This window comes from Mangrovimonas sp. YM274, assembly GCF_030908385.1.
Classification (GTDB): Bacteria; Bacteroidota; Bacteroidia; order Flavobacteriales; family Flavobacteriaceae; genus Mangrovimonas_A.
Genome location: NZ_CP133091.1, coordinates 1,083,303 through 1,095,907, shown reverse-complemented (window position 1 = coordinate 1,095,907; position 12,605 = coordinate 1,083,303). Strand labels below are relative to the sequence as shown.

The following is a 12,605-nucleotide window of genomic DNA, read 5'->3' as shown; positions in this document are numbered from 1 at the left end:
GTTGGACGTCGTAATTCGTCACCAAATATTGAATGCCTTTAATTTTCGAATCGTACATTAGCGAAAATTAAAGGCATTCTTCTTTATGAATATTAAAATTACTGGTATTGGAAGCTACATTCCCAGTACCATCGAGAAAAACGAAGACTTCAATCAACACATTTTTTTAAACTCAGATGGATCAACTTTTGGCCACAGCAATGAAGTAATCATTGAAAAGTTCAAGGCCATTACCGGTATTGGTGAAAGGCGTTACGTGAATCCCATGCTTAACTGTTCCGATATTGCCTTTTTTGCTGCCGAAAAAGCTATTTCCGATGCTAACATCGATCCTGAAACTTTGGATTACATTATCGTGGCCCACAACTTTGGGGATGTTAAACACAACACCATTCAAAGTGACATGGTGCCCTGTTTGGCCTCTAGGGTAAAACATAATTTACGCATCAAAAATCCAAAATGCGTTGCTTATGACATCCTATTTGGATGCCCAGGATGGATCCAGGGAGTCATTCAAGCTCATGCATTCATTAAAGCTGGTATTGCTAAACGCTGCCTAGTAATTGGTGCTGAAACCTTAAGTCGAGTAGTAGACAAACACGATAGGGATTCCATGATTTATTCTGATGGTGCTGGAGCTAGTATTATTGAGGCTACCGAAGACGACGGGGGTATTTTGGCTCATGAAACGGCGACCTACTCCTATGACGAAGCCTATTATCTTCATTTTGGAAATTCATACAATAAAGACCTTTGCCCAGACACTAGGTACATAAAAATGGATGGGCGTAAGATTTATGAATTTGCACTATCCCATGTACCACAGGCTATGAAAACTTGCCTGGACCAAAGTGGTTATGGTATTGAGGACGTAAAAAAGATTTTCATCCATCAGGCCAATGAAAAAATGGATGAAGCGATTTTAAAGCGTTTTTATAGACTTTATAGAGCGAATATTCCTGAAGGAATCATGCCCATGAGCATTTCGAAACTGGGAAATAGTTCCGTAGCCACGGTGCCAACCCTGTTGGATTTGGTGCTTCAGAATAAAATTGAAAATCAATCTCTATCTAAAGGTGATGTTATTATATTTGCAAGTGTTGGTGCCGGAATGCACATCAACGCCATAGTTTACAAATACTAGAATACTCTATCTTTTTAATGTGAAATGCGAAGTGAATGTCATTTCGTCATTTCCATTAATTCTATAATTTACCAAATACCAATAATCACTTGTTGGCATTGGATGGCCTTTGACATTTAGTCCATCCCAGAAATAATTGTGTGGTGTCAAAATTTTAATCATTTTGCCAAACCTATCAAATATATACAATTCATAACTGCAATTTTGAGACAATAATTCAAGACTCCAAAAATCATTAAAACCATCATTGTTTGGTGTAAAAAACTTCTTTGTTTTAAAGCATTTACCCGCCAATTCCTCACAATTCAAATTAACTTGTCCCAAACTAACAAAACATCCAGTTTCAATTTCTAAAATCGTAATATCCTCATATATTCCAACACTCAAATCTAAAACGACCAATTCCCCTTCAATATCAGAGGACAATGTCTGTTCCTGTGGAAATCCATCATTGTAACTTATCTGGTACTCCGTACTTGGGGTCAGTCCCGAAATGGTAATGCTCCCATCTTCCAATCCACAGCCCGTTGGATCCATATAAGATATCGTTGCACTTAAACCTAGCCCTCCAATCAGTTCAACATCCTCCATAGTGTCCGAACATCCTGTTAGATTGTCTACAACCTCTATGGAACTATAAACTCCCTCTCCAAGGCCCTCTAAAACCAATTCTCCATCAACATTAGAGTACAAACTCTGTTCCTGTGGAAATCCATCATTGTAACTTATCTGGTACTCCGTACTTGGGGTCAGTCCCGATATGGTAATGCTCCCGTCTTCCAATCCGCATCCAGTTGGATCCATATAAGATATCGTCGCACTTACCCCCTGTGCGCCAATAAGCTCAACATCCTCTAAATTATCCGAACATCCTGTCAGATTGTCTACAACCTCTATGGAACTATAAACTCCCTCTCCAAGGCCCTCTAAAACCAATTCCCCATCAACATTAGAGTACAAAGTCTGTTCCTGTGGAAATCCATCATTGTAACTTATCTGGTACTCCGTACTTGGGGTCAGTCCCGATATGGTAATGCTCCCATCTTCCAATCCACATCCCGTTGGACCCATATAAGATATCGTCGCACTTACCCCCTGTGCGCCAATAAGCTCAACATCCTCCATAGTGTCCGAACATCCTGTTAGATTGTCTACAACCTCTATGGAACTATAAACTCCCTCTCCAAGGCCCTCTAAAACCAATTCCCCATCAACATTAGAATACAAACTCTGTTCCTGTGGAAATCCATCATTGTAGCTTATCTGGTACTCCGTACTTGGGGTCAGTCCCGATATGGTAATGCTCCCGTCTTCCAATCCGCATCCAGTTGGATCCATATAAGATATCGTCGCACTTACCCCCTGTGCGCCAATAAGCTCAACATCCTCTAAATTATCCGAACATCCTGTCAGATTGTCTACAACCTCTATGGAACTATAAACTCCCTCTCCAAGGCCCTCTAAAACCAATTCCCCATCAACATTAGAGTACAAAGTCTGTTCCTGTGGAAATCCATCATTGTAACTTATCTGGTACTCCGTACTTGGGGTCAGTCCCGATATGGTAATGCTCCCATCTTCCAATCCACATCCCGTTGGACCCATATAAGATATCGTCGCACTTACCCCCTGTGCGCCAATAAGCTCAACATCCTCCATAGTGTCCGAACATCCTGTTAGATTGTCTACAACCTCTATGGAACTATAAACTCCCTCTCCAAGGCCCTCTAAAACCAATTCCCCATCAACATTAGAATACAAAGTCTGTTCCTGTGGAAATCCATCATTGTAGCTTATCTGGTACTCCGTACTTGGGGTCAGTCCCGATATGGTAATGCTCCCGTCTTCCAATCCGCATCCAGTTGGACCCGTATAAGATATCGTCGCACTTACCCCCTGTGCGCCAATAAGCTCAACATCCTCTAAATTATCCGAACATCCTGTCAGATTGTCTACAACCTCTATGGAACTATAAACTCCCTCTCCAAGGCCCTCTAAAACCAATTCCCCATCAACATTAGAGTACAAAGTCTGTTCCTGTGGAAATCCATCATTGTAACTTATCTGGTACTCCGTACTTGGGGTCAGTCCCGATATGGTAATGCTCCCATCTTCCAATCCACATCCCGTTGGACCCATATAAGATATCGTCGCACTTACCCCCTGTGCGCCAATAAGCTCAACATCCTCCATAGTGTCCGAACATCCTGTTAGATTGTCTACAACCTCTATGGAACTATAAACTCCCTCTCCAAGGCCCTCTAAAACCAATTCCCCATCAACATTAGAATACAAAGTCTGTTCCTGTGGAAATCCATCATTGTAGCTTATCTGGTACTCCGTACTTGGGGTCAGTCCCGATATGGTAATGCTCCCGTCTTCCAATCCGCATCCAGTTGGACCCGTATAAGATATCGTCGCACTTACCCCCTGTGCGCCAATAAGCTCAACATCCTCTAAATTATCCGAACATCCTGTCAGATTATCTACAACTTCTATGGAACTATAAACTCCTCCTCCAAGGCCTCCCAAAACCAATTCTCCATCAACATTAGAGTACAAAGTCTGTTCCTGTGGAAATCCATCATTGTAACTTATCTGGTACTCCGTACTTGGGGTCAGTCCCGATATGGTAATGCTCCCGTCTTCCGAACCACATCCCGTTGGATTAGATAATGCCCCTATATTAAAAGAAGTTTCTCCCAAATTTAAAATCCACGCCGCACCCTTTTGATAACCACCTTCACTATCTCTATACGCTCCAACCGCAATCTTCAAATTATCAGAATCGCCATTTAAAAAACAAACAGCACCTCCAAACAAATCTCCATTTTCCAAACTTCCGGAGAAACAATTTTCTCCATAACTATAAAAGAATTCTTCTGAAACTGTCCCATCTGAATTTAGTTCAATAATGAAAAAGCCTCCTGTTGCCACAGATAAAGTTGGATTTTCCTGCTTCATAGCTCCTACAATTATCTCCATTTTTCCATCTGCATCAATATCAACCACACCATCTACAGATTCTCCGAAAAGGGCTTCTGATGAAATTTCAGAATTCAATCCTCCATATAAATTTGACAGCTTTTGATATGTGTTAACAGTTCCGTCTGTATTCAAAAACAACACATAAATACAACCTGAATTGGTCATTTGATCATCATCTCGATAGGCTCCTACTGCCAAATCAACAACTCCATCTCCATTTAAATCTCCTATATTCGCTACAGATGCTCCAAAATAATCTGCAATCCCTAAACTACCGAATCCTCCTTCATTATGACCTATTTTTTGATGATAATTTACTGTCATATCTGAATTCATAAACAATATCCAAATTGCTCCTCTACTAATATCAACACCTCCTAACCTTCTTGACCCTACAACGATATCTTGAATCCCATCTCCATTTAAATCACCAATATTCTCTATATCCGTTCCAAATATTGAATAATCATCTAAATAGCCAGTAAAATTACCTTGCGTATCACTAATCTTAGAATGAGAACTAACCGTTCCATCCGAATTTAGAGATAAAATCCAAACAGCACCATGCCAATATCCTCCGTCTCCATCATAATCAGCCCCAACGGCTAATTCAATTAAGCCATCGTTATTTAAATCTCCTAGATAAGAAACAGCCCCTCCAAATCTATCATCATTATCCAATATCCCAGTAAAACCTCCACTAGTATCACTAATTTTAGTATGAGAAATAACCAGGTCATTCTCATCTAAAAACAAAATCCAAACGGCTCCTTTATCAGTGCCTCCATCATCATCCCTATAAGCTCCCACTGCTAAATCATTTATTCCATTGCCATCTAAATCGCCTATATTGTCAATTGAAATTCCATAGTTATCCCCATTATTAAGACCTCCATAAAAGCCTCCATTCAATTCATTTATTTTCTGATAAGAACTAACATTATAACTTTGGGAAAAACAAAAACTATTAAGTACGGAAAACAGAACAAAAAAACTATAGAACCTCATATATTTATTAATCTTTTTCTGACGTTCAAAATATATTTTTTTTTTTATCAGGCTAATTATTCTCAATATATTTACCCAAATTTTTTACAGAAATGCTAAAACAACTTTTTTATAAAATTATATATAACAAAAACATTAATTATGTTCTAAGGAACCTCAACCTAATACTTCATCCCGTATTTAAAAATGTAAAAATTCCTCCTTCCGGCGTACTTAAACTTAAAACACGTTCTGGGAATATAAAAATATGTACTAATCAAACAAGTTATATTACTCAACTACTTTTTTGGCAAGGCTATGGTAAATTTGAATATTCACTCATTTTCGAAAAGCTCTCAAAACAAATTTCCTATTTTTTAGACATTGGATCCAACATTGGCTATTATTCCTTAATCGCTTCAAAAGCTAATCCAGAAATTAAAATATATGCGTTTGAACCTGCTAAAGGCCCTAAACATTTCTTAAGTAAAAATATTTTAATTAATAATTTTGAAAACAATATAGAGCTTGTTGATTTAGCCATATCCAACACTATAGGTAACATAGACTTTTATGAAGTCGAGAATAAGAAATATACTTATTTAAAACAAAATCTCGCTGGAGAAGGGAATGCAGGAACAAAAATAAGCTCTAGGAACTTTGTCAAAAATTCCGTTAAATCTAGTACTCTAGATGAGTTTATTACCTCAACAAAAGTACCTCAAATCGATCTAATAAAAATTGACACCGAAGGGACAGAAATAGACATATTAAACTCTGGACTTGAACAAATTAAAAAATTCGAACCCATCATTATTTGCGAAACTTTATTTAACAATATTGAGGATGAACTAGATAGTTTCTTCAAAGGGATTGGTTATGATGCCTACAATCATACTGCAGAAGGATTAAAAAAAATAGATAGTATTAAAAGAGAAAAAGATAACGGTGTTCGTAACTGTTTCTTTGTTCCAAAATCCAAAATCCACCTAATTTCTCCATTTATAATTAATAATTAAATTGGATTTTAGTATTATCATACCTGCCCACAACGAAGAAGTTACCCTTAGGGTAACTTTGGAATCTTTGGTGGCCCAAACCTTATTACCGAAACAACTGGTCGTGGTTAACGACAATTCAACTGACGCAACACTAAAAGTCGCGAAGGAATTTGCCAATAAATATCCCTGGATTTCGGTAATTGATATTTCCTCATCAGAAGAACATCAACCTGGCTCCAAAGTTGTGAATGCCTTTTACAAGGGACTTGAAACTTTAGACGTTGCCTATGACATCATTTGTAAGTTTGATGCCGATTTAATTTTCCCTCCCAACTATCTTGAAAAAGTTGCCGCACTTTTTAAAAGCAACGACACTATAGGGATTGCAGGAGGTATTCTCTACATTGAAAAAAATGACAACTGGGTTTATGAAAACATTGCCAAACAAACCCATGTTAGAGGCCCAATAAAAGCCTACAGAAAACAATGTTTTGAAGAAATTGGCGGCCTAAAAAGATCCATTGGCTGGGATACGGTCGACACTCTTTTGGCACAATATCACGGTTGGCAAATGGCCACGGACACTAACCTAAAGGTAAAACACCTGAAACCAACAGGAGCCCAGTACCAAAAAAACTCCAAATACAAACAGGGAGAGGCCATGTACAAAATGCGTTATGGAATTACCATAACCAGTATTGCAGCTTTAAAATTGGCAATGAAAAAGAAAAGTCCCAGCCTGTTTAAAGACTATCTCATGGGCTACTTTAAGGCCAAGCAAAATGGATTGGAATATTTGGTCTCAAAACCGGAAGGTGATTTCATTCGATCTTTACGATGGAAAGGCATTCTTGGCAGATAATCCCGTCAGTCTAAAACTCCCAATCACTATACTCTTTGGAAGCTTCTAAAGTATTCTCCAAAGTATCTTCCAAATCAGGAAAGAAATCAATACCTGTTATTTGTTCCAGAGAATCTACAGAGACCACAAAGTTATTCAAGTGCTCACTACTCTCTTTAGCAGGAATTAAAAATGCAATTACTTTAACTTCCGAATTAGAATCATCCAAAATCACTTTATAAAAGTACTTTGGCACCGAAACCTGCTCTTGGCCTATGACTTCCAAATCCTCCGTAAGGACTCCTCCCGTAACCACAAAAACGCCGTTATATTCATTTGCCCACCTACGAATTTGTTGTTCCAGCCTATTCCAAACCCCTGCATTGAAATAATGATCCTGTGGACTGATATTACTGGTCAAAAAAGTTTCATTATAGGCTTCCAAACTATACCTCCGGTCTCCAGCCGGGCATAAATGTCCGCGATCGTACCCCGAATTTTTATAGTTTCGCCAATGTGCAGCCCCCGTTTTTACCGCTGAATCTATTTCAAAATATGGCCGTTTAAAATCCAAGTCCGAAAGATGGTCTTTTTTTAGTTCATAAGCCACCCATTCTGCTTGTTCATGCTCTTCGTTATAAGATAGCGAGTAACTGTCATGATGTACCACTTGTCCCGTTGTACCCATAGGCAGTAAGCGAAGTTTAGTTTCTGATTTTGGTATACTTGCTTCAGCAAACGCTTCTTCCAAAGCCAACTTTTCCAAATGTTTATTGCACCACAAGACACCTACTCCTAGCCCCAGTGCCAAAATAGTAAACCCCAAACGCTTAGTCATGTAACAATACAAATTCTAAAGGATTCCCTATAGCCGCATTGGGCAGACTAATACCTAACAAAGCTGAAATAGTTGGCGCAATGTCTGTAATCCAAGTTCGCTGAAGTGTTTCTCCATGTTTAATTCCCTTTCCAAAAAACAACAAAGGGACGTGGGTATCATAATTAAAACCTGTGCCGTGATCTGTTCCTGTTTTGTTCCATTCGGAATCCTTAAAAACCCTAGCCGTGTATACAAACAGAATATCGCCTGAACGCTTCTGGTGATGACCATTGGCCAAGAAAGTTTCCAAATACCCTTCAGGGCCTTCAAATTGGTTGATCGCAGAAGTGATATAGACTTTGTCGATTAGTTTATAAGCCAACAATTTATTTGCTACAAAAGTTTTCACCTCCTGTAAATCTAGGTTGTTATCCTGTATCTTTTCTCGGTCCAAAACCAATTGATTGTTAAGTCTACTTAATATTAAATTGGAAATGCTGTACTTTTCTTTCAACAATCGATTCATCTCATCAAACATACCACTGACATCAAATAATCCTGCGGGAATTTTATTAGATTTCAAAAACGCAGGAACATTTGGCGCAGCGTGATCGGAAGTTAAAAACACCACATATTCACCCTTCCCTACCTTCTGGTCTAAAGCATTCAGCAAACGCTCCAGTTCCAAATCCAAGCGCAAATAGGTATCTTGAATCTCCTTAGAGTTTACTCCAAAATCATGGCCAACCTTATCGGTACTTGAATAACTCACCGTCAATACATCGGTGATATCGTCTTGCCCCAACGCTTCAGCATCAATAGCTTTTAAAGTGAAATCTGTTGTTAGACTATTTCCATAAGGAGAATCGGCAATAATTTCATAACCACCGTTTTTAGATTTCAAAGCTTTTAAATCATACGGAAAGGTTGAAGTCTTCTTACCGTCAAATATTCTTTCAAAATTATTTTCATCGCTACCACTTTCGGTATAGGTCTCAATATCGTACAAAGTATCCCAAATTTTAAAATAAGACTTGGCAATTCCCGACTTATTAAATTCTTTTACCCATTCTGGTAATTCTTCCATATAAAAGGTGCTCGACATCCAGTTTCCCGTACCATTGTGGTCGTAATCGAACCAATAAGCAGCATTGGCGGTATGGCCCGCCGGCAAAATGGCGCCTCTGTGTTTTACTGAAATTCCAATGGTCTTTCCTCTCATTTGCGTAAACAATCTATTCTCATCAGCAAATGTTGTAGATAACATAAGTCGCGGCGATTTTTTTCCATCATCACTTTTCGTTCCTAAAGGCTTTACACTGTCATCCTGAACACAGTTAACGTCTTCTCTGGTTTTCATATCGTACCAATCATTACCAATAATGCCGTGATATTTGGGAGTTGTTCCTGTGAAAACAGAAGCATGCCCAGGTCCTGTTTTAGTTGGAATGTAATTGAAATGGTTGTTTTTGCAATTAAAACCTTCATTTATCAGGCGCTTAAAACCACCCTCAACATACTTGTTATAGTAACGGGTTAGATAATCATATCTCATTTGATCCACTATAATTCCAACAACCAATTTAGGCTTGGAAGTTTGCGAATTTTGAGTTGAAGAAATTGAATTTTCGGTATTATTTTGAGCCCTCACAGATATACAAAAAGCATATATAATCAACAGACATACAAGGTTTTTCATAAAATGATCTCAATGATAATATTCAAAGCAACTCAAAAATACTGTTTTTTAGGTATCATAATTGGATTTTAAGGTTAAATACCCCTAACTTTTTTTTACTTTAGCACTAACAAAATTTCGTATGACGGCCCTTAATAATATTGGTAAATATTTTTTGATGATTGCAGACATGTTTCGCAAACCAACCAAATGGTCTGTGATGAAACAGCTGATTTTAAAGGATATTGACGACTTAATTATTGGCTCTTTGGGAATCGTAGCATTCATTTCCTTTTTCGTAGGAGGCGTTGTCACCATTCAAACTGCCTTAAACATTGACAATCCACTTATTCCTAAATATCTTGTTGGCTTCGCCACGAGACAATCGGTAATTTTAGAATTTGCACCTACTTTCATTTCCATAATCATGGCTGGAAAAGTAGGGTCCTTCATCACATCAAGCATTGGAACCATGCGTGTTACCGAGCAAATTGACGCTTTGGAAGTTATGGGGGTCAATGCTATCAACTATTTGGTTTTTCCCAAGGTAATAGCCCTTTTATTATACCCGTTTGCCATTTCCATTGCAATGTTTTTAGGTATTTTAGGAGGTATGGCCGCTTGCTATTTTGGAGGTTTTGTAACAGTAGACAATTACATAACAGGCGTACAGCAAGACTTTACACCTTTCCACCTTACATACGCGTTCATTAAAACATTTGTGTTTGCCTTTGTTTTGGCTACCATTCCTTCCTTTTATGGTTATTACATGAAAGGCGGCGCTTTGGAAGTTGGTAAGGCTAGTACAACTTCGTTTGTTTGGACCAGCGTTATGATTATTCTATTAAATTATTTACTCACGCAAATGTTATTGAGCTAATGATTGAAGTAAAGAATTTACATAAATCCTTTGGAGATTCCCACATTTTAAAAGGTATCAGTACTGTTTTTGAAAAAGGAAAAACGAACTTAATCATTGGACAAAGTGGTTCCGGAAAAACAGTCTTTTTAAAATGCCTTTTAGGATTGTTCCCTTATGAAAAAGGAAGCATTATCTATGAAGACAGGGAATACAATAATCTTAGCGATGACGAAAAACGGGATTTACGTGCCGAAATTGGAATGGTCTTTCAAGGTAGTGCTCTGTTTGATTCCATGACCATTATGGAAAACGTTATGTTCCCTTTGCGCATGTTTACAAAACAAAGTAGAAGTGAAATGGAAGACCGTGCAGACTTTGTTTTAAAGCGTGTTAATTTGGATGGAGCCCATCATAAAATGCCAAGTGAAGCTTCTGGAGGAATGCAAAAAAGAGTTGCTATTGCAAGAGCTATAGTTAACCGTCCGAAATATTTGTTTTGTGATGAGCCAAATTCTGGTCTAGACCCTAAAACATCTATCGTTATCGACAACCTTATTCAAGAAATTACAGACGAATACAAAATCACAACGGTGATCAATTCGCATGACATGAATTCCGTGATGGAAATTGGGGAAAAAATTGTGTTTCTAAAAAACGGACATAAGGAATGGGAAGGCTCCAACAAAACCATTTTTAAAACCGATAATGAAGCCGTAACTGATTTCGTTTATTCCTCAGAACTCTTTAAAAAGGTACGTAAAATGTACTTGGAAGAAAACAGTTAATAGATTTCCTTCTATTCCTGCTTTACCACGAGGCTATCCAAGTTGTATTTTACTTTTAGCCACTCCGCCAAACGTTTTTGACGCTCAGGAATATCCTTCTCTTTCAATTTATCATTCCAATCCACAGTGAATACCGAAAGCGTATCGATTTTCTTGAAGTTAGAAGTAATAACATTGGAATAGGAAATCCTGTCAACATCCTCATAATTGATTTTCACCTCTTTGGTTAACTCTTCAAAAGGAATTAAATTCTTTTCAAGTTTATTTAGTTTTTTCAACTGTCCTTCCAAAAATACTATGCGCTGTCCCTGAGACATTAAATCTATAGAATCCCGATAACGAATCTGTTCCATATACTTTAAGTTGTCCAAGTTTTTAGACTTATTTTGATTTACAAGAAGAGTCGTACTTTTCAAATGCTTATAAGTTCCCATTCTATCCTCTAATACCGCAATGTTCTCGTCCGGGATATCATCCAATCCAAAAGAGTTCAACTCAATAATAGAATTTTTCCCTGCATTATATTGAGGGTTAGAATTTTCCCTCATATACTTAGGATGGGGTAAAGGCGACACTATTTCATTCTCTAAAAACTTTTGTACATCTCTTTCCCAATTACTTTCATTTAACACCAAAATAAAGGTCCAAATGGCTGGTACCATTACAATAATTGCCAAGATGGAAGCAGCTCTTGCGATCATTTTTCGCTTTTGGGAATTAGCGTATTTCAGCATTGGGAAACGCAATACCTTTACTACTAAGAATGTTGCCAATGCAATAAAAATCGTGTTTATGGTAAACAGATACATTGCTCCAAGAAAATAGGTAATGTTCCCTTTTGCCAAACCATAACCAGCCGTACAAAGCGGCGGCATTAAAGCCGTAGCAATAGCAACCCCAAAAATAACGGAAGCTATGGTTCCTTTTTTTGTTTTGGCAATAATCAAGGCCAAACCACCAAAGAATGCGATAAGTACGTCCCTTATATCTGGCTTTACACGCCCTAAAAGTTCTGAGTTATCTTCGCTTAAAGGAAATATGTAAAAAAACATAAAAGCGGTAAGCAAACTCAAGACAATCATGGTAACCAAATTGACCAATGATTTTTTTAAAGTATCAATATCATTAATCCCAATGGACAACCCAACACCAAGAATAGGTCCCATAAGGGGAGAGATTAACATAGCTCCAATAACCACCGCAGTAGAATCTGCATTCAACCCAATGGAAGCCACAAAAATAGAACAAATTAAAATCCAGGCAGTAGCTCCTTTAAAAGGAATATCGTTTTTTATAGATTCTATGGTAGCATCGCGATCGGTGTCCTCCCTAAAATCCAATAATTCACTTAAAAAAGTCTTGCTGCTTCTAAGAAGGCCTTTGGCATCTTCCTTTACGGCTTGTTTAGATTCTTCGACTGCTTGGTCTTTCTTTTGTTCTTCTAAAGCCTGCTTTTTCTGCTCCTCTTCTTCAGAAAAATTGAATTTATTTTTGGTCAT

At 37.9% G+C, this 12,605-nt stretch carries 9 protein-coding genes; 5 read left to right on the top strand and 4 right to left on the bottom strand.

The window, feature by feature from the left end; all coding sequences use genetic code 11:
• Positions 1–85 precede the first annotated feature (85 nt).
• On the top strand, positions 86–1,144 hold the full coding sequence (locus tag RBH95_RS04750; protein ID WP_307901565.1) for a 3-oxoacyl-ACP synthase III family protein: 1,059 nt from the start codon (positions 86–88) through the stop codon (positions 1,142–1,144).
• A gap of 6 nt (positions 1,145–1,150) precedes the next feature.
• Here RBH95_RS04750 and RBH95_RS04745 read toward each other — a convergent pair whose 3' ends face one another.
• Complete coding sequence (locus RBH95_RS04745) at positions 1,151–5,140, bottom strand: T9SS type B sorting domain-containing protein (RefSeq protein WP_307901564.1); 3,990 nt, start codon at positions 5,138–5,140, stop codon at positions 1,151–1,153.
• A gap of 92 nt (positions 5,141–5,232) precedes the next feature.
• Here RBH95_RS04745 and RBH95_RS04740 point away from each other — a divergent pair, with 92 nt between their 5' ends.
• Both RBH95_RS04740 and RBH95_RS04735 read left to right on the top strand, forming a co-directional pair.
• Positions 5,233–6,138, top strand: coding sequence for an FkbM family methyltransferase (locus tag RBH95_RS04740; RefSeq protein WP_307901563.1), 906 nt, complete (start codon positions 5,233–5,235; stop codon positions 6,136–6,138).
• Between the two features lies 1 nt (position 6,139).
• The gene (locus RBH95_RS04735; RefSeq protein ID WP_307901562.1) at positions 6,140–6,982 is read left to right on the top strand and encodes a glycosyltransferase family 2 protein; all 843 of its coding nucleotides are present in this window, start codon (positions 6,140–6,142) and stop codon (positions 6,980–6,982) included.
• A 10-nt stretch (positions 6,983–6,992) separates the two neighbouring features.
• Here the strand turns inward: RBH95_RS04735 and RBH95_RS04730 are convergent, their stop codons facing one another.
• The gene (locus RBH95_RS04730) at positions 6,993–7,799 is read right to left on the bottom strand and encodes a DNA/RNA non-specific endonuclease (RefSeq protein ID WP_307901561.1); all 807 of its coding nucleotides are present in this window, start codon (positions 7,797–7,799) and stop codon (positions 6,993–6,995) included.
• Positions 7,792–9,480 (bottom strand): alkaline phosphatase PafA, encoded by a 1,689-nt coding sequence (gene pafA / locus RBH95_RS04725; RefSeq protein WP_307901560.1) that lies wholly within the window; start codon positions 9,478–9,480, stop codon positions 7,792–7,794. Before pafA ends, RBH95_RS04730 begins: the two co-directional genes overlap by 8 nt.
• Before the next feature lie 121 nt (positions 9,481–9,601).
• On the opposite strand from pafA, the gene RBH95_RS04720 reads away from it, so the two are divergent.
• Both RBH95_RS04720 and RBH95_RS04715 read left to right on the top strand, forming a co-directional pair.
• Complete coding sequence (locus RBH95_RS04720; protein ID WP_307901559.1) at positions 9,602–10,339, top strand: ABC transporter permease; 738 nt, start codon at positions 9,602–9,604, stop codon at positions 10,337–10,339.
• On the top strand, positions 10,339–11,106 hold the full coding sequence (locus RBH95_RS04715) for an ABC transporter ATP-binding protein (protein WP_307901558.1): 768 nt from the start codon (positions 10,339–10,341) through the stop codon (positions 11,104–11,106). Before RBH95_RS04720 ends, RBH95_RS04715 begins: the two co-directional genes overlap by 1 nt.
• Before the next feature lie 11 nt (positions 11,107–11,117).
• Here RBH95_RS04715 and RBH95_RS04710 read toward each other — a convergent pair whose 3' ends face one another.
• Positions 11,118–12,605 (bottom strand): DUF389 domain-containing protein, encoded by a 1,488-nt coding sequence (locus RBH95_RS04710; protein WP_307901557.1) that lies wholly within the window; start codon positions 12,603–12,605, stop codon positions 11,118–11,120.

Excerpts from the sequence above, each read along its gene's own strand:
- RBH95_RS04750 (WP_307901565.1), top strand. The coding sequence starts at position 86 with ATGAATATTAAAATTACTGGTATTGGAAGCTACATTCCCAGTACCATC.
- RBH95_RS04745 (WP_307901564.1), bottom strand. The coding sequence starts at position 5,140 with ATGAGGTTCTATAGTTTTTTTGTTCTGTTTTCCGTACTTAATAGTTTT.
- RBH95_RS04740 (WP_307901563.1), top strand. The coding sequence starts at position 5,233 with ATGCTAAAACAACTTTTTTATAAAATTATATATAACAAAAACATTAAT.
- RBH95_RS04730 (WP_307901561.1), bottom strand. The coding sequence starts at position 7,799 with ATGACTAAGCGTTTGGGGTTTACTATTTTGGCACTGGGGCTAGGAGTA.
- pafA (WP_307901560.1), bottom strand. The coding sequence starts at position 9,480 with ATGAAAAACCTTGTATGTCTGTTGATTATATATGCTTTTTGTATATCT.
- RBH95_RS04720 (WP_307901559.1), top strand. The coding sequence starts at position 9,602 with ATGACGGCCCTTAATAATATTGGTAAATATTTTTTGATGATTGCAGAC.
- RBH95_RS04715 (WP_307901558.1), top strand. The coding sequence starts at position 10,339 with ATGATTGAAGTAAAGAATTTACATAAATCCTTTGGAGATTCCCACATT.
- RBH95_RS04710 (WP_307901557.1), bottom strand. The coding sequence starts at position 12,605 with ATGACCAAAAATAAATTCAATTTTTCTGAAGAAGAGGAGCAGAAAAAG.